Origin of the sequence: Promicromonospora sp. NPDC059942 (genome assembly GCF_042731755.1) — a bacterium.
GTDB lineage: Bacteria > Actinomycetota > Actinomycetes > Actinomycetales > Cellulomonadaceae > Promicromonospora.
Genome location: NZ_JBHWLR010000005.1, coordinates 133,295 through 149,231, shown reverse-complemented (window position 1 = coordinate 149,231; position 15,937 = coordinate 133,295). Strand labels below are relative to the sequence as shown.

At 70.4% G+C, this 15,937-nt stretch carries 19 protein-coding genes; 11 read left to right on the top strand and 8 right to left on the bottom strand.

Annotation, left to right across the window (positions count from 1 at the left end):
* Positions 1-111: 111 nt before the first annotated feature.
* From ACFV9Q_RS09980 to ACFV9Q_RS09970, 3 genes are read right to left on the bottom strand one after another with little or no spacing between them, the layout of a single operon-like run.
* Positions 112-627, bottom strand: coding sequence for a hypothetical protein (locus tag ACFV9Q_RS09980; protein ID WP_377234279.1), 516 nt, complete (start codon positions 625-627; stop codon positions 112-114).
* 54 nt (positions 628-681) lie between these two features.
* Positions 682-1,827 carry a hypothetical protein gene (locus ACFV9Q_RS09975; protein WP_377234278.1) on the bottom strand — a complete coding sequence of 382 codons (1,146 nt, stop codon included), beginning with the start codon at positions 1,825-1,827 and terminating at the stop codon, positions 682-684.
* Entirely contained in the window at positions 1,824-2,348 is a 525-nt protein-coding gene (locus ACFV9Q_RS09970) for a DUF4365 domain-containing protein (protein ID WP_377234516.1), read from the bottom strand. The genes ACFV9Q_RS09975 and ACFV9Q_RS09970 overlap by 4 nt, the downstream gene beginning before the upstream one ends.
* Positions 2,349-3,260: 912 nt before the next feature.
* On the opposite strand from ACFV9Q_RS09970, the gene ACFV9Q_RS09965 reads away from it, so the two are divergent.
* A complete protein-coding gene (locus tag ACFV9Q_RS09965; RefSeq protein ID WP_377234277.1) occupies positions 3,261-3,761 on the top strand; it encodes a hypothetical protein in 501 nt (166 codons plus the stop codon).
* Between the two features lie 75 nt (positions 3,762-3,836).
* Here the strand turns inward: ACFV9Q_RS09965 and ACFV9Q_RS09960 are convergent, their stop codons facing one another.
* Positions 3,837-4,925 carry a PrsW family glutamic-type intramembrane protease gene (locus tag ACFV9Q_RS09960; protein WP_377234276.1) on the bottom strand — a complete coding sequence of 363 codons (1,089 nt, stop codon included), beginning with the start codon at positions 4,923-4,925 and terminating at the stop codon, positions 3,837-3,839.
* A 172-nt stretch (positions 4,926-5,097) separates the two neighbouring features.
* Here ACFV9Q_RS09960 and ACFV9Q_RS09955 point away from each other — a divergent pair, with 172 nt between their 5' ends.
* From ACFV9Q_RS09955 to ACFV9Q_RS09925, 7 genes are all read left to right on the top strand, one after another.
* Positions 5,098-5,409, top strand: coding sequence for a hypothetical protein (locus tag ACFV9Q_RS09955; protein WP_377234275.1), 312 nt, complete (start codon positions 5,098-5,100; stop codon positions 5,407-5,409).
* Between the two features lie 75 nt (positions 5,410-5,484).
* Complete coding sequence (locus ACFV9Q_RS09950; protein WP_377234274.1) at positions 5,485-5,970, top strand: hypothetical protein; 486 nt, start codon at positions 5,485-5,487, stop codon at positions 5,968-5,970.
* 140 nt (positions 5,971-6,110) lie between these two features.
* Positions 6,111-6,737 carry a hypothetical protein gene (locus ACFV9Q_RS09945; RefSeq protein ID WP_377234273.1) on the top strand — a complete coding sequence of 209 codons (627 nt, stop codon included), beginning with the start codon at positions 6,111-6,113 and terminating at the stop codon, positions 6,735-6,737.
* A gap of 35 nt (positions 6,738-6,772) precedes the next feature.
* Complete coding sequence (locus ACFV9Q_RS09940) at positions 6,773-7,303, top strand: NUDIX domain-containing protein (protein WP_377234272.1); 531 nt, start codon at positions 6,773-6,775, stop codon at positions 7,301-7,303.
* Positions 7,304-7,390: 87 nt separating this feature from the next.
* Entirely contained in the window at positions 7,391-8,431 is a 1,041-nt protein-coding gene (locus ACFV9Q_RS09935; RefSeq protein ID WP_377234271.1) for a phosphotransferase, read from the top strand.
* Positions 8,432-8,467: 36 nt separating this feature from the next.
* Positions 8,468-8,902: a DUF4259 domain-containing protein gene (locus ACFV9Q_RS09930; protein WP_377234270.1), complete on the top strand. Its 435-nt coding sequence runs from the start codon at positions 8,468-8,470 to the stop codon at positions 8,900-8,902.
* Entirely contained in the window at positions 8,895-9,341 is a 447-nt protein-coding gene (locus tag ACFV9Q_RS09925) for a hypothetical protein (protein ID WP_377234269.1), read from the top strand. Before ACFV9Q_RS09930 ends, ACFV9Q_RS09925 begins: the two co-directional genes overlap by 8 nt.
* 53 nt (positions 9,342-9,394) lie before the next feature.
* Here ACFV9Q_RS09925 and ACFV9Q_RS09920 read toward each other — a convergent pair whose 3' ends face one another.
* From ACFV9Q_RS09920 to ACFV9Q_RS09910, 3 genes are all read right to left on the bottom strand, one after another.
* Positions 9,395-9,838 (bottom strand): hypothetical protein, encoded by a 444-nt coding sequence (locus tag ACFV9Q_RS09920; protein ID WP_377234268.1) that lies wholly within the window; start codon positions 9,836-9,838, stop codon positions 9,395-9,397.
* Positions 9,839-9,925: 87 nt separating this feature from the next.
* Positions 9,926-11,137 (bottom strand): MFS transporter, encoded by a 1,212-nt coding sequence (locus ACFV9Q_RS09915; RefSeq protein WP_377234267.1) that lies wholly within the window; start codon positions 11,135-11,137, stop codon positions 9,926-9,928.
* Positions 11,138-11,204: 67 nt separating this feature from the next.
* Positions 11,205-12,539, bottom strand: a complete 1,335-nt coding sequence (locus tag ACFV9Q_RS09910) for an MFS transporter (protein ID WP_377234266.1) — start codon at positions 12,537-12,539, stop codon at positions 11,205-11,207.
* 97 nt (positions 12,540-12,636) lie between these two features.
* On the opposite strand from ACFV9Q_RS09910, the gene ACFV9Q_RS09905 reads away from it, so the two are divergent.
* Together ACFV9Q_RS09905 and ACFV9Q_RS09900 are read left to right on the top strand one after the other, a co-directional pair.
* Positions 12,637-13,209, top strand: a complete 573-nt coding sequence (locus tag ACFV9Q_RS09905) for a CGNR zinc finger domain-containing protein (RefSeq protein WP_377234265.1) — start codon at positions 12,637-12,639, stop codon at positions 13,207-13,209.
* Between the two features lie 86 nt (positions 13,210-13,295).
* Positions 13,296-14,030 (top strand): hypothetical protein, encoded by a 735-nt coding sequence (locus tag ACFV9Q_RS09900; RefSeq protein WP_377234264.1) that lies wholly within the window; start codon positions 13,296-13,298, stop codon positions 14,028-14,030.
* Positions 14,031-14,088: 58 nt separating this feature from the next.
* Here the strand turns inward: ACFV9Q_RS09900 and ACFV9Q_RS09895 are convergent, their stop codons facing one another.
* Positions 14,089-15,066, bottom strand: coding sequence for a DUF2797 domain-containing protein (locus ACFV9Q_RS09895; RefSeq protein WP_377234263.1), 978 nt, complete (start codon positions 15,064-15,066; stop codon positions 14,089-14,091).
* 86 nt (positions 15,067-15,152) lie between these two features.
* Between ACFV9Q_RS09895 and ACFV9Q_RS09890 the strand changes: the two genes are divergently transcribed.
* Positions 15,153-15,935 carry an SDR family oxidoreductase gene (locus ACFV9Q_RS09890; protein ID WP_377234262.1) on the top strand — a complete coding sequence of 261 codons (783 nt, stop codon included), beginning with the start codon at positions 15,153-15,155 and terminating at the stop codon, positions 15,933-15,935.
* Positions 15,936-15,937 lie beyond the last annotated feature (2 nt).

The window sequence follows — 15,937 nt, the reverse complement described above, 5'->3', positions numbered from 1 at the left end:
GGGTGGCGAGCGAACCAGGATAGCGGCAACTCGATGGTATTGGTACTGGTCATCGCTGCGGGCAGAGAGTGGGTGAACCACCGGGTGAGATGCCAGACTGCCGCAACTGCCTCAGCGAGGCTGCCCCGCCCGCGGTGATGCACGCCACCAGCGTGTGTACGCATCCATGTCTTCGGTGGGCGTGGTGGTCCGGAGCAGCTTTCGAAGGTGGGATGCGTCGCCGTTGGTCAGCAGCAGCATCGGGCGACGCAACAGGGCTGACCAAGCATGGCTGTTGTGACCGAACGTCTCAAGAGACTCGACGAGTGGTTGGAGCTCGACGCCCTCGCCGAACTTCGCGAGCGGTCCGATCTCAAGATCACATCCCACCGGGAAGTCTCGTTCGCCGAATCGGACTGCCTTGTCGAGTCGGCGGACATCGCTCGCTACACGAGCTGTCCCAATGACCCGCCCGCGATCTCGCGTCGGATTCTTGAAGCAGCCTCGCGTTGTGTACAAGAAGAGGCTGTCGTCCTTGGCGAGGGTGGCGACCTCGGTTCGGCCGGCGCTGGGGAACGCCGTCCGTGACTCCGTGAGGATCCACCCGAGCGCGTCACGATCGCCGACGATGAGCAGGTAGGACGCCATGAATGAAGTCTGCCAGCCAGTGCTCGCCGCCATCCACTCTGAGGCGCGACGCGACTATTCGTCGCTGATGAGGAATGTCTCATCGAGGGGCATGACCTGGGCAGGATCGTCTATACGCAGCCGATTGAGGGCTCTCCTGATCTGCCCCTCGACGAGGACAGTGCGCGAGGTACGCATCCAATCGTGGACGGGGTCCAACTGCTCGTTGCGCACACGTACGCGCACTTCTGCAGATCGACCGTTCCGCATGGTCTGCAGGGCGAATTCTCCGAAGGCGTCGTGCGGCTCGTGCCGAAGTTCAACTATCAGGCCAGTCAACCGCTGAACCGGTTCAGGTTTTACGGCAGCCAAGAGCGTTGCGGCTCGCGAGATGAGTTCGATGGACTCGGCAGGTATCTCGACGTTCTGAGGAACTGTGGGAGGGGCGGGAACCGCAGGAGCCCACTGGAAAGACGTCTCGAAAGTGCTGACTGACTGCTCGCTGATAATTTCGCGAATCGCGACCAGGAGCTCGTGACTTGCACCAGCTGCGATCAGTGCGCCCGTCTCGGCTTGACGCGGATCGCGGGCTGGTTCGACAACGAGCCGAGAAACGGCCGTGAGCGCCTCGGCGAGTGTTCGCGTCACGCGCCGCTCGTCCGGTTCCGGAACAGCACGCTCCAGTTCGGAACCGTTGGCAGACCAGAGATCATCGGAATGTTCTTGGGCTCCCGATATAGGCATCAGGACCGGCAAGATGTATGAGCCCTCCTCGGTATGACCGAGCCGCGCACTGTTAGCAATCTCGTCGCCCACTTTCGAGTAGTTACCTCGAATGCGCGCCTTGGGCGTCCGGGAAGTCGTCGCCGTGGCCCGGATCATTCGGAGCGCCGATTCAGCCAGCGTCACACCCGCATGAAGCGGGATCGAGCCACGGATGACAATATCGTTGGCGGCCCGGAATCTCGTCACATCCGTCAGCACTCGCTGGATATCAAGCCCGATCTGCGTTGCTGGTCGTTCTTCAGACAGTGCAAGACTCTGAAGCACACTTCGCCACTCGTGGGAATCTGCGGCGATTCTCCTCGGTACAGCAACGCTTTGAGCAACCCTACCGGCCTGGAGCGACCACAACGCGCCAGCCGGACCGGACGACACCTCAGACCAGCCCCTGCGTCGTAGATAAGCATGCACATCCCGCACGGCATCGTTGATTGTCATCGCACGCCTCCGAACGCGGCAAGCATGTCGGAATGCCAGGTCGCCAGCGTGTCTGCCGTGAGCCTCTGTGCGACTGGCAGCGTGATCGATGCTTGGTCCGTGTTCGGGTCAAACCGCTTCCAGAAGGCGGCCGTCTTGTGGACGGTGCCTAGATCGGTGTGTTCGATCCAATCTTCGAAGTCGCGAGGTGCTGTGACGAGAACGAAATAGACCGGCAGAAGTGAGTCGCTCCACTTCTCAACCCATGATGGTTCCAGCTGCCACGACTTCGTGCGCCCCTGGATAGTGAAGCGTGTCGTGCACTTCACCTGGACGTTCACGCTCGCCTCGCGAAACTTCACGTCGCAATCCGTGGCGAGGACGTCTTCGTCCGGTGAAGTCTCGTTGATCCCAACCCCGGCCTGTGCGCACACCGACCGCACGTACGACACTCCGTAGCGTGCCAACTGAGCTCTGTCGTGAAGCGTCCGGTGCTGGCTGCGGGAGCTCGACGGCGACAGCGGCACCCTGCCACGGTACATGTCCAAATTGCGCCCGAACAGGCCTTGACCAGGGTGATTGCGCAATCGGCAGGGTGACATGCGGCCCTGATCGGCTCGTGGACGATCGATCGTTGAGCCCGCGCAGCGGGCTAACGATCGCGATGGCATGTAGACCACGAGATCACCTCCATTCGGTGAGCGCGAAAACTAAGACTCGAACACATGTTCCCACGAACGGTCGTCGCCGTCAGGCATCCCCCTGCCCGGCGGCCGTACTCAAGGTCGCCCTTGCTCCTCCCTGCCACGTGGCTACGGTAACCACAGGTATGTGGGCCACTCTCCTGGTTGCCTGGCGCGGCGGTTCCCGCAGCTAGTTCGTGCAGTTCTGGGTCGCTCCCGCTGCGTGCACCGGGTGTGAGCGGACTGGGCAAGGGTTCTTGGGCAATCACCGAGGCTGGCTCACTCGCGCAATCGGAGACCACGTCTGGCTGGAATAGCTGGTCCTCTGCCCGTTACTAGCGAGCTTCCCCGCTTCCTGGCTGTGGCTGTCGGGAGAAGGCATGCGCCGGTTGCAGTTGCCTTCGACGTACTGCCCGATTCGAGGCGGCCGTCGGCACCTGGTCCGGAGTGGCACGCAACGGGCACGGCCCAGTGCCGCTAACCTAGAAACCCCAGAATTCCAACGATCCACCCTCCCGGAGCCACATGATCAACTTCTGGTTGTTCACGCGACAGCCATCGCCTCGAGCCGGGTCGAGCGTGGGCCGGCGGAGCCTCCTGGACTGTGCCTAGCAATCTTGAGCAAAACGCTCGGATCTGCCGTCATGCTGGCACATGCGTCGCGAACAGCGCGGCAGTGCCCGGTCCGACGACTCGTGAGGCGCACCCCACCCGCATACTCATCCCGGGCACGGGCCAATCGCCCAGTCCTTCATGGTTACGCTGCGCCGCGTGACCTCAGACGACCGCCAGCCGAACACGACAAGCACCACCTTCGCGGCGACGTACGACTTCGTGCCCGCACAGTCGGATTACGTCAATCTCCTCCGCAGCACGCCCCAGTTGCGGCTCCTGAAGGCATTCGCCTGGGTGGCGCTCGGCCTGCTCGCAGCTGCCATCCTGATGAGCTTCTTCCTCGTCCATGACGACGGCCAACCTGCCATCGACCTGGAAACGCTCCTGCCCCTCACCGTGGCTGCCGTCGTGGCCACTCTGTTCGCCTTCGGGTACGCGCACTTCGGCGCCCGGGCTGCCTGGCGCAAGCCGCAGAACCGCGAACCCGTGCACGCGACTCTGGACAGCGAGGGCTTCCGTCACGAGGGCCCGAGTGGCAGCCAAGCCTTCACGTGGAGCGTGGCCACGCGCGCCCTGGAGACGAACGAGGCGTACTACGTCTATGTGCCGAACGGTGTGGCCTCACTACTGGCTGCCCAAACGGGCAGTGCCCCTTGAGGACCAGGCAGCTGTCCGAGCTCACATCCAGGCCCACGTCCCGCGGTACCTGGTTCGCTGAAGCGGAGTACGACATCACGAGCCGTGGCCACGGGGCAGGCGCCGAGGAACCCACCCCCGACTCACCACCCCCACCAACTGCGGCGGCACCGACTTCCGCGCCCACGCGCGGAACACCACGTACATCACCACCACCAGCACCCACCGCAGCACCGCCGCACCACTACTCGCGGCCGGGTTGTCGCAGAACGCCGTCGCCGAGCTGTCGTTGAGCGAGTGCACCACCATCACCAGCGCGATCCCGCCCAGCGCGCCCCACGTACCGCGCCACCCGTACAGATGCCACAGTCGCCAGGCGATCGCCGCGGCGATGCCCGTCCACAGCCAGTGCAGTGGCGAGACGGTGAACACCCGGAAGATCTGCTCCTGGACGACCGCAGCGGGTGTGGCGTCCAGAACCCCCGTCCCGCAGAAGTTCGGCCCCGACGCCGACGCCGTCTGATACGCGTACTGGGTGGTCTCGGTGATCGCGAAGCCGAAGCCCGAGGCTAGGCCCACCGCGATGCCGGCCCTCGGGTCGCGGTAGCGGCCCATGACGAACAGCAGCAGCGGCACCAGGAGCTTGGTTCCCTCCTCGACGACGCCGACCCACGCCGTCGCCGCCACGATCCCGGCGTCGTTGATGATCCACGAGTTGATGTTCGCCGCGACCAGCAGGACGGCGCCGCTGGTGCCGACGGCCACCGCCAGGACCGTGATGGGGCCGACGACGTCGTCCAGCGCGAGCTGGCGGTTCACGAACCGGTAGAAGGCCCAGCAGACGCCGGCCATGCCGAGCAGGCTGGCCACGCCCATGACGTGGATGTTTCCCGACGACTGGTACACGACCGACCCGGCCATCAGGACGACGACGGCCGCCGCGAGGTACCAGACCCACGGGCCCCAGAACCGCCCGTGGAAGTGTCGACCGCGTGCGGCAGCCGGGCCGCCGTCGGCCACCTCGCCGGTCCAGGCGTGGCCGTCCCAGAACCGCTGCCGGGCCGCGCGGGTGCTTGGGTCCGGGAACCAGCCGGCCGCGGGAACGCCGTCCCGGGGTCGGGCAGCGACGAAGGCACCCGCCGTGCCCGCCAGGAACAGGATCGCGCCCACCACGACGAGTGTCATGACTGGAGAGAACCAGCAGAGCTGATGGACCGCCATCGGAGGCAGGACCACGAGTCGGCGAATTCCCGTGCAACCTCCGCCACCACCGACCTACAGTTCAAACATGGTGAGCAGCGCAGGCGGGTACCGACCCCGCCCACTCAGGCGGGAGTTGTCCTGAGACGAGGTACCCATGGCGTTCCGACGCTTCTACCGCCGCACCTTCCTGAACTGCCGCGGCCACCACGCCGGTGCGTACGCGCTGGCCGACATCATCACCGAACCCGGATACACCGACGACGACCAGGCCAAGCGCGTCAGCGCGAGTCTGTCCATCGCTGACTGCGGCCGCGTCGTCACGCTCGACCTCGACGCCGGCACCCCGGCCGAGGCGCGCAACGCCCTGCACAAGGCCCGCCTGCTGCGCGACATCCTCGACCAGTCCGTCGACGCCCTCGAACGCGCCGTCGACGACGCCGGCCTGTCCGGCAGTCGGGAAGGGTGAGCAAGGCGCCCTGACGATCGAGCGATCAGGATTCCGCGGCACTAGAAGCGGAAGACGTCCACTACGCTCCGAGCCGTGACCGTCTACCGGATCCGACAGGACCTCGCCGTTCTCCTTGTTCTGCCGATCCCGATTCTCACGGCCGCAATCTCGCTGGTGCTGATCACGACGCAGCAGCCGGTCCTCGTCGCGCTGGCCGTCGGCTACATCGTCGTGTCCATGGTGCTCACGATCCGGATGTACCGGCGAGTACGTAATAGGACGCTCTCCGTCTCGGAGTCCGGCGTGACGGTCCAGCGCGACGCTTACAGGATCGAGGCACCCTGGTCCGAGGTGGTGGGGATCGACCGCAAGCGTCGGCAGGGCCTTCTCGCTGACGAACTCGTGCTCGCCAACCCCGTCGTCACCTTCGTCGACGCGGCGGGCAAGCCGACCCGTGTCCCCAAGGCCGCCGCCGGGCACCCGGCCCTGCAGCGGATCCAGGTCAGCTTCTACGACAAGAACTGGCGCGAGGGGCCGATCGGCGATCGTCTGAGGGCTCTGCTGCAGCCGTCGTCGTAGAAGCGTGATGTCCGACGCTCGGAAGGGGTGAACACACCCGCCTCGCCGAGAAACCAGCGCCACACCGCTCTTACGATCGAGATGTCAGGAACCCGCGGCAACAAAAGAAAGCCGCGGGCGACGCTCGACGAGGAGCGATCATGTCTGATGAGACCCACACGGAGACCGACCCGCTCACCCGGCTGAGAGAGATCACCTCAGCCCGCGCCGACGGCGACGTGCTCGACCAGCTCACGGCGGCCGGACTGGTCGACCTGGGGGAGGGCCGTCCCGTCCGCGACGTCCTCTACGAGGCCGAGCGCGACGGCACGAACCTGGCCGCGACCTTCGTCGAGGAGGAGGACGAGGACGCCACCGCCCTCGACATCACACCGATCGGGCAGCTCAACCCACGCCAGTCCCGCCGCAGGCTCTCCGCCGGGCGGGTGCTCGGCATGTACGTCCAGGACTGCCTGATCAACACGGAGGCGGAGCCCGCCTACCACCGGCTCCCGAGCTTCTCCTCGCACAACCCGTACCACATCGTCTATCTCTTCAAGTTCCCGCCGAACCAGTCGCGCACCGTCAACGTGACCCTCCAGGTCTTCTCGGCGGGAATGGTGCGCATCTCGGGCACGAACAGCCCCGCCGTGCTCACCGTGGGGCAGAGCTCCATCCCGCTCACGGTGCCGATCGGCGTCAAGACGACGAACGAGGGCTTCGCGAGCGTCTTCATCCAGCGCAGCGGCGAGGTCGGGTTCGACTGGTTCTCAGCGGTCGTCTTCTGAGGCCGGCGGCGGGCAGCGCGACTACGTTCGCCACCATGGCGACCACTCCCGACGAACGGCCCCAGGACATCGGCTCGGCGGCGCACACGCACGCGGTACCGCGCAAGCGGCTGGCGGCGACCGTGGTGTTCACCGATCGCACCGGCCGCGTGCTCCTGTGCGAGCCCACATATAAGCAGGTCTGGGAGGCCCCGGGCGGCGCCGTCGAGCATGACGAGTCGCCCCGGGCCGCCGCCGCACGCGAGGTCCGGGAGGAGCTCGGCCTGGTCATCGAGCCGGGGCGCCTCGTCGCCGTCGACCACGTTCCAGCGGTCGACGGCCGCACCGAGGCTCTGGTCCTTGTCTACGACGGCGGCCGGTTGACCGAACAGCAGACCGGGGCGATCTGGCTCGCCGGCGACGAGCTGCGGTCCTGGGCGTGGTGCACCGTTGACGAGGCGCGCGAGCGGATGCGCCCCCTGGTCGCCCGCCGGATCGCCGCGGCCCTGGGCGCTATTGCCGACGGCGGCGTGGCCGAGCTGGAGAACGGCCACCCGGTCGCGGTGCGGCCCGCCGACCGCGGCTGACCCGCACTGGGGCCGGGTCCGCCAGGACCGAGGGCGCCGCGAAATTGAGATGGTGCCCCGGTCTACGTTCCGGCAGGCTGCACTGGCATGACCCGCATACGCCCCACCTGGCCCGACCTGCCTGCCTCGATCCGGACGGCGATCGAGGACCGCCTGGGCGCGAAGGTCACCTCCTGGGTCTCGCACGACGGCGGATACTCGCCCGGCCTGGCCAGCGTGCTCACCACCGAGCGCGGCCCGGTCTTCGTCAAGACCGCCGCTCCCGGCCAGACCGAGGCGCTGCGGCTGCACCGGAAGGAGGCGGCCAAGGCCGCCAGCCTGCCCGCGGGCGTGCCGTCGCCCGCGTTCCTGTGGTCGCTCGACGTGTCGGACGGCGATGGGGTCGCCGACGCCGTCGGGCCGGAAGACGGGGGCACCGCCGTCGGGCCCGATGCTGCGGCCAGCCCGGACGCGCCCGCCGAACCTGAGCAGTGGGCCATTCTCGCCTTCGAACCCGTGGACGGCCGTGCGGTGCGCACCGAGCCCTGGGACCTGGACGACGTCGACCTGCTGGCCCGCCTCGCCCTCGAGATCGGTGAGCATCCGGCGCCCGACGGCGACGTGTTTCCCGACTCCGCCGAGCACGTCCGGACGGAGGCGGCGGTCCTGGCCGACGAGCGCCCGCAGGGGCTGGCGACCTACGACCCCTGGTTCGCCGAGCACCTCGCCCTGATCGCGCAGGCCGCCGCCCCGGAGCGGCAGACCGAGGCACGCGCTGGCGACCGGCTGGTCCACGCCGACTTCCGGGCGGACAACGTGCTGATCCTCGGCCCGGACGAGCAGCGGCGAGGCGTGGTGGTCGACTGGCCGCACGCGGCCCGAGGCGCCGCGTTCCTCGACGTCGTCGGGATGCTGCCGGCCATGCACGCGCTGGGCGGGCCCGCGCCGTCAGCGGTGCTGGAGCGGACCCCGCTCCCGGCCGGAACCGACCCCGAGGCCGTGGTGACCCAGGTCGCGGTGCTGGCCGCGTACTTCGTGCACGGGTCGCTGCAGGAGCCGCCGCCCGGCATCCCGCACCTGCGCCAGTTCCAGCGGGTGCAGGCCGAGGCCAGCATCGCCTGGCTGCGGGAGCTGATGCGGGCGGGCTGACCGGGAGTGTCAGTGGCTCCGCGTACGTTCCTCGCCATGGGTACATGGAGCACTGACATCCTGGGCAACGACGGCGCCCTGGACACGCTGGGGGCGCTCGCGGACCGCCAGCTCTCGTTCACCGACCTGGCCGACGAGTTGCGAGGCGACTACATCGAGAGTGACGCCGGTGCCGCCGTCCTCGCCCTCATCGAGGTGGCGCTGGCCGCGCGCGGGCTCCGCGAGCTGCCGCAGGCCGACGCCGTGGAAGCGGCCCGGGACGTGCTCGACGACGAGCGCGCCGCCTGGCTGTTGGAGCAGACGGACCGGGTGCTGGGCGCTGGTTCGGAGGTCTACGAGCTGTGGCAGGAGGCCAGCGAACAGTCGTTGCGCGAATGGCTCGGCAAGGTCGAGGCGTCGATCGAGGACCTGCGGCAGGCCCTGGGGTCGGCCGCGCTGGTCGGTGCAGCGGGTGGGGGTACCGGTGACTGACCGCCCCGACCTCGAGGACGCGGCAGCCGACGACGACCTCGGTCCCAAGCATCCGGCGTTTGCCGCCCACTTTCGCGACCCGATGTACGACGACCAGGGCGATGACTTCGCACCGTTCGGCAATGACGAGGGGTGGGACACGGTCGTCGAGGCGGCAAAGCGGATCGAGGAGCTGGACGGCAGCACCACCCTGGTGCAGATCGACCCCGAGTGGTTCGAGGACGAGGCGGCCGTCGTGGCGGGCCTCGACGAGGACGACATGGACATGGCCGACTTCACCATCGGCGCGGGCTTCGCGCTGCTGCGTCTGACCGGGCAGATCGACGACGTCGGCCGCGGGCTGGTGCTGAAGGCGCTGGACGCGCGGGACCGGCTCCAAGGACCGCAGCCCCAGACTGAGCGGATGCGGGCCGACCTGCTGTCCTTCCGTCCGGGCTGAGATTCGACGTCAAAATCCCGGCTGCCCGCGCGACCGTCGCGGGCGCCGGGGCCTCACTGCGGATCTAGTCCGAAGTGTTTCCGCACGGTCGGGTCTTTCTCGATGATCAGGTCGACGACGTCCCAGAACCGCGGAAGCCACTCGTGCTGCAGCGCCTCCTCACGGGAGAGCTGAGCTCCCCGGAGGGCGTTCGAGCAGTCACCGGGAGGAGTCACGAGGGAGCACGCGTAGCCGTGGCCCTCGATGAAGCCGTACCGGCAGCTGAAGGTGACGCGATCACCGACCACCGTGGTCGGGCTGTCGGGGTCGAACTGGTCGTCGAGGATCACGTCGATGTACGCCTCGTGCTCCCCGCCGTGGTGCACGCAGTCGGCGTAGAAGATCGCGAAGGCCCCGGTTACCTCGTGGTTGACGAAGCCTGTCACCCGCTCGTGCAGGTTTCCGCAGTCACAGGTGTAGGTCGCGACGTCGTAGTCGGGGTCCAGGAGCAGGCTCACGGTGAGCACCGTACCGGGCGGCTTCGTGCACCTGCGTCGCCGCAGCTCGTCCTTCCGTTCTCGGCCAGGACCGACGCACGAACGACGTCACGGTCGCGCCGCCTCCCGCGGCAGCACCCGCGCGACCAACACCAGCCCCAGGCACGCGACCAGTGCCACGACCGACGTGACGATCCACGGCAGGCCCGGGTCGACGCCGAAGGTGGCGGCGAAGACGCCCGGGGCCGCGATGTTGGCGAGTGCGAAGCTGTACTGGAACCACGACAGGTAGGTGCTGCGCTGGCCGGGCGGCGCGGCGTCGGCGGCGTAGGCGAGCGAGCGCGGGCCGTGCAGCAGCTCGGCGACCGAGTAGACCAGCACCGACAGCGCCAGGCCGGGGATGATCAGGCTCGCGGGGGCGAGGCCGAGCGCCGCCGTGCACACGCCCCACACGGACCAGATGATCCCCGCGATCACCATGACGGTGACGCGCGAGCGGCGGCGCGTGAGCCGGACCGCGAAGGCCTGTCCCAGCGCGTTGAGGATCGTGTTGATCGCGAGCAGCGGTCCGACGACGGCCGCGGGCGCCGCCAGCCCGTCGACCACGTACACGCCGAGGCCCGAACCGAGGATGGTGCTGCAGAACGCGAACAGCGCGCCCACACCGATGAGGCCGAGGTACGGCAGCGTTGGTATCCGGTGGGCGCGGACCGGGGCGGCGGCGTCCGCGGCGCCGGTTCGCCGGGCTGAACGGTCGCCCAGGAGCAGCACCGCGGAGACCACGAAGCAGACCGCGTTGGTACCGATCGCCAGCAGGTACGGCAGGTCGCCCGGGATGAGCAGCAGGGCGCCCGCCGTCAGCGCGCCGAGCGCGTAGCCCGTGGCCTGCACCATGTTGGTGAACGCGAACCAGCGGTCCTTGTCCTCGGCGGGGCCCGAATCCGAGGCGTCCGCGATGACGGAGAAGACCGACGACCAGAACGCCCGCTGCCCGATCGCCGCCACGAGCGTGCAGGCGGCGACGGCCGGCAGGTCGCGGGCGATCAGCAGCCCGCCGAGTCCGACGGCTTGGAGCACCTGCGCGGCGATCAGGATATTGCGTCCGCCCAGCCGAGGCACGATCTGGCCGACCAGCGCGGGCACCACCAGCGCGACCGCGAAGGTCGCCGAGAGCGTGAGCCCGGCCTGCTGCAGCGGGATGTCGGCGACGCGGGTCAGGAAGAGAAGGAGCAGCGGGCCACTGATGCCGGTGCCGATCGAGTCCACGCCGAGGGCGACCGCGAGGGGGATGTGACGGCGAAGCTCGGGCAGGTCGAACACGGTGCGGGTCTCCAGACGGGTTGGGGCGGCAGCCCGGGGCGGGCCGGTGTCCAGGGCGGGGCGGAGCTCAGGCTCCGCCCGGCGGCAGTACCGCCCCCCGGTCCTGACGGCGGAGCAGCACCGCCGACGTCGTCCCGACGAGCGCTGTCGCGGTCAGCACCCCGGCGATCGGCGCGGCGTCGTGCAGGCCGATCAGGCCCGCGACCGGGGCGATCAGCCCCGCCGCGGCGAAGGTGCCGAAGCCGTAGAGGGAGGTCGCGGTGCCGGCCTGCGCGGACTGGTCCCGCAGCGCGCGGCCCGCAGCGCCCGCGAAGCAGCCGCCGCACCCGGCGACGAACAGCCACAGGCAGGGGAGCAGGCCCGGCAGTCCGGCGCCGGCGCGTTCCAGGGGGACGATCGCGAGCGCGGCGACGGCGGTCAGCGCCGCGAACCCGATCAGTACGGGCGCGTTCGGACGACGCCGCTGCAGTGACGCGCTGGCCTGCACCCCGACCACGAGGCCGAGCGAGTTGGCCAGGAAGACGGCCGCGAACTGGCCGGCGGTCAGGCCGTGCACGTCCTGGAGCAGGAGCGGCGACGCCGCGACGTAGGCGTAGACGCCGGCGTAGGTCATCGCGCCGAGCAGCGTCGCGGTGCGGAAGCCGGGGTCGCGGAGCACGGCGCGGAGTCGGGCGCGGGTGCCGCGGTCGGCGCGGGGTGTTGAGCCGTCGCGGTCGCCCGAGCCGCCTCGCTTCGCCGAGCCGCCCCGAACGGTCAAGTCGTTCCGATCCGCCGAATCGTCGCCGTCCGCCCGGCTTCCGCCGTCCGCCTGGCCGCCCCGACCGACCGCATGCGTCTCCGGCACCACCATCACCGTCACCACGAGCACCGCCGCCGAGAACGCCCCGAGCACCGCGAAGATCCCGCGCCAGCCCACCTGCGGCAGCAGCGCCGCGCCCGCGACCGGCGCGAGCAGCGGCACCGTCGTCGTGATCAGGGTGATGCGCGAGACCAGGCGTACGAGCCCGGGCCCGTCGCTGACGTCCCGCGCGATCGCGAGCACGAGCACGGAGCTGCCGGCGGCCGCGACGCCCTGGACGACGCGCAGCGCGGCGAGTGCCTCCAATGACGGCGCGGCGGCGCACAACAGCGTGACCACCACGTGCAGGGCAGAGGCGAGCAGCAGAGGCCGGCGTCGTCCGACCCGGTCGCTCCACGCACCCGTGACCAGGTTGCCGAGCGCGAGGCCCACGGTCATGCCGGCGAGCGTGAGCTGGACGGCGCCGTCGTCGGCGCCGAACTGGCGTTGCAGCGCGGGGAAGGCGGGGAGGTAGAGGTCGATCGAGAGCGGGCCGAGTGTCGTGAGCAGCCCGAGCGCCACGATCAGCAGTCCCGTGCGCCGCACCGTCGCCGCGTTCGTCATCGTGCCCCCTGCACATCGTTGTACACCACCGTCAGCGGTTTGCCGGTGTCATGGTTGCCTACGGCGCCGACACCGGTCAAGCCATTACGCTGGTGTCATGCAGCTGGAGGAGAACGGCTTCGACACGTGGGCGCCGCCGTCGCCCGGTCTCGTGCGCGACTTCGTGAACAGCTACGAGCCGCAGGAGGACGCCGAGAGCCTCGACAGCGCGACCGCCCTGCGCGACTGGTTCGCCGCGCGCGAGCTCGTCCCGGCGAGCGCCCGCATGACGGCGGACGACGTCGCCGCCGCGCGCCGGATCCGCGAGGGGCTGCGCGCCGTGCTGCTAGGACATGCCGGGCATGAGGCCGACGACGAGGGCGCGGCCCGTCGTGCGCTCGACGCCGAACTCGCCCGCCTCCCGCTGCGTGTCTCGTTCGACGCCGACGGCGGGCTGCGGCTCACCGCCGCGGGCAGTCCGTTCGAGCGCGGGATCGCCGGCGTGCTCGACGCCGTCCGCCGCAGCGAGGCCGCGGGCGAGTGGGAACGGCTCAAGGTCTGTGCTCGCGACACCTGCCGCTGGGCGTTCTACGACGCCTCCCGCAACCACGCGCGGCGCTGGTGCTCCATGGCGGGCTGCGGCAACTACATCAAGATGCGGCGGCGGTCGGCGGACCGGGCGCAGGCGTAACGCAGGCCGGCCGGCCACGGAGTCGCCCCGGGCGCGGCCAGTCCGCCCGGCACACCGAAGCCTCAGGTTCTGCCAGGATTCCCCTCGTGACCAGTTACTTCGCCCGTTACCAGGCCGGGAAGCACGACGATGTGTGGCGCGACCTGCGCGCCCTGGGACTGACGGCGTTCGACGAGCCGCACCGCGAGGACGCACAGGCCGTGGCCCGCGAGATGGCGATCCGGGCGCGGCGGAACGTGGAGACGATCGTCGACCGGCTCCAGGCCGACGGGTTCGTCGCCGCAGAGAACGACTTCGAAGCTGCGCCCCGCCCGGCGCACCTCCCGCCGTCGGACGGCGCCGCCGACCTGGCCGACTGGATGGAGGACACGTTCGCGCCGTTCCCGATGACGGTGTCGGCGTGGATCCGCCAGGTCGGGGACGTCTGGCTCGTCGGCCAGTACCCGCGGTGGCCCGAGAGCGTGCTTGCCGACCCGCTCGTGGTCGAGTTCGAGCACGTCGCGTACGGGGGTGGCGCGCGCGAGTACTTCGAGACGGAGCTGACGGGCTTCGGCCCGGACGCCGACCCGGGCGACGACTACCAGCTCGACTTCGCCCCGGACGCCCTGCACAAGGCCAACATCAGCGGCGACGGGCCGTACGGGATCCAGCTTCCCGGGGTCGGGGTGGACGGGCTGGTCGGCCCGACGCTCTGGTTCGTCGATGACCTCAACAACGCGTTCGCGGCCGGCGGGTTCCCCGAGGCCCTGTACCCGGAGGGCTACGTCGACCCGCCGGAGGGCCTGCGCGAGGGCCTCGCCCGGGACCTGCTGCGCCTCTGACGGCGGCGGCACCGGACCAGCGCCGCCTCGGAGCGCGGCATCGGTTCGGCGCGCCGGCTCAGAAGAGCGCGTCCTGTTCCACGCCCGAACCCGCCCCGCCCGGCGCGCTGACGGGCGAGGCGCTCGCCGTCCCCGGCACCGACGGATCGGCCCGGATCAGGTCCCAGCCCTCCAGCAGGCCGGTGTCGACGAGCAGCACGCCGCCCGCCGTCGCGGGCCCCGACGCCGCACCGCCCGCCGTCGCGCCACCCTGCGCGCTCAGGTACACATCCCGCCCGATCCGACACATCACCTCGCCCGTCACAGTCGTCCCCGGCCGCAGCGGGTCGAGCTGCCGCGCGGGCGCCAACCCGCCCTCGGGCAGCCCGTAGGTAGAGGTATGGTCGAGCGCCGAAGTCGGCGCCCACGCCTGCCCGGGCGGCCAGTCCAGCCCGGCCGCCTTCCCGACGACGGCGGAAAGCTCTGCCGCGCGCGACGCCGTCGTCCCCGGCGCCCACCGGGCCGCCCGCTTGCGCGCCGTGTGCACCTGCTGCGGCAGGCCGAGCGCTGCGGTGAGCAGGGCCTCGCACCTCCGGGCGGAGACCAGCGTGCCCGCCGAGAGGAACAGCGACGACAGCGCGCCCTGCTCCAGGAGCCGGGCCGGCCCGCGGGCCGATGCGGTGATGCCCGCCTTGATCACGCTCCCGTGGTGGGCGAGGTAGACGCGGAACTCCCGCGGGTCGTCCAGCGCGGTGTCCGTCGCGACCGAGCGGGTGCGGGCGATCGCGGCGCACGACTCGCACTGGCCCGACTTCGCCGCGGCGTCGATCCGCGCCCCCGCCACGCACGGCACGCGGCGCCCGTCCCACCACAGCCCGAGGCACCGCCGGTCGGCGCCGACCCGCAGCCCGAGCCGCGCCCCGACGTCCAGCGCGCTGCGCAGCGTAACGCCGGCGGGGGAGAGCCACTCCAGCGCCGCGGCGCCGTCGGCCCAGGTCAGGCCGGTCGGCCGCCAGGCGGGCGGGGTGGTGCTCGGCGTGGTGCGTTCGTTGGACACGGCACGACTCTAGAGCCACCCGACAAGCCGATTGCCGGCTCCCGGTACACGATGGATTTCTTGGAACGGCCCGAGGGGAGTCGAGGATGACGACGATCGTCGTGCTGGGCGGCACCGGCACCATCGGCACCCAGGTGGTCCGGCTCCTGCGGGCGCGGGGCGACGACGTCCGCGTCGCGTCGCGCGCGAGCGGCGTCGACCTGGTCACCGGCCAGGGCCTGCGCGAGGCGCTGGACGGCGCCCAGGTCGTGGTCGACACCGCCAAACCCGGCTCGCTGGACCCCGCCCGCATCGGCGAGTTCTTCGACCGGGCCGGCGAGAACGTCACGCGGTACGAGGGCGAGGCGGGCGTGCGGCACCACATCATGCTGTCCATCGTCGGGTCGGACCGGGCGCCCGACGTCCCGTTCTACGCGGCCAAGGTGCGGCTCGAGGACGCCGTCCGCGGCGGCTACGCGCACTGCACCATCCTGCACGCGACCCAGTTCTTCGAATTCGCGCCGGCCATCGCCCGGGCCTCGACGGCACCGGAGGGCGGGCCCGCCCTGATCGCCCCGCTGCTGGTGCAGCCGGTCGCGGGGTCGGACGTCGCCGCCGAGCTCGTCCGGCTCGTGAGCGCGCCGCCGGGCATGACCGACCTCGACCTGGCGGGCCCCGACCAGTACGAGCTCGACACCTTCGTGCGCGTGGCGCTGTCCCGGCTGGGCGCGTCCCACGCCGTCGTCCGCGACCCGGACGCGACCTACTTCGGCGGTGTGGTCGACCGCCGCGCGCTCCTGCCCGGCCCCGGCGCCCGGATCGCGCCGACGGCGCTGCGGGACTGGCCGGGCGGGGCCCAGCGCCCCGCCCACCTGGCCGCCCACGGCTGAGG

Excerpts from the sequence above, each read along its gene's own strand:
- ACFV9Q_RS09980 (WP_377234279.1), bottom strand. The coding sequence starts at position 627 with ATGGCGTCCTACCTGCTCATCGTCGGCGATCGTGACGCGCTCGGGTGG.
- ACFV9Q_RS09975 (WP_377234278.1), bottom strand. The coding sequence starts at position 1,827 with ATGACAATCAACGATGCCGTGCGGGATGTGCATGCTTATCTACGACGC.
- ACFV9Q_RS09970 (WP_377234516.1), bottom strand. The coding sequence starts at position 2,348 with ATGTACCGTGGCAGGGTGCCGCTGTCGCCGTCGAGCTCCCGCAGCCAG.
- ACFV9Q_RS09960 (WP_377234276.1), bottom strand. The coding sequence starts at position 4,925 with ATGACACTCGTCGTGGTGGGCGCGATCCTGTTCCTGGCGGGCACGGCG.
- ACFV9Q_RS09955 (WP_377234275.1), top strand. The coding sequence starts at position 5,098 with ATGGCGTTCCGACGCTTCTACCGCCGCACCTTCCTGAACTGCCGCGGC.
- ACFV9Q_RS09945 (WP_377234273.1), top strand. The coding sequence starts at position 6,111 with ATGTCTGATGAGACCCACACGGAGACCGACCCGCTCACCCGGCTGAGA.
- ACFV9Q_RS09940 (WP_377234272.1), top strand. The coding sequence starts at position 6,773 with ATGGCGACCACTCCCGACGAACGGCCCCAGGACATCGGCTCGGCGGCG.
- ACFV9Q_RS09935 (WP_377234271.1), top strand. The coding sequence starts at position 7,391 with ATGACCCGCATACGCCCCACCTGGCCCGACCTGCCTGCCTCGATCCGG.
- ACFV9Q_RS09930 (WP_377234270.1), top strand. The coding sequence starts at position 8,468 with ATGGGTACATGGAGCACTGACATCCTGGGCAACGACGGCGCCCTGGAC.
- ACFV9Q_RS09910 (WP_377234266.1), bottom strand. The coding sequence starts at position 12,539 with ATGACGAACGCGGCGACGGTGCGGCGCACGGGACTGCTGATCGTGGCG.
- ACFV9Q_RS09905 (WP_377234265.1), top strand. The coding sequence starts at position 12,637 with ATGCAGCTGGAGGAGAACGGCTTCGACACGTGGGCGCCGCCGTCGCCC.
- ACFV9Q_RS09890 (WP_377234262.1), top strand. The coding sequence starts at position 15,153 with ATGACGACGATCGTCGTGCTGGGCGGCACCGGCACCATCGGCACCCAG.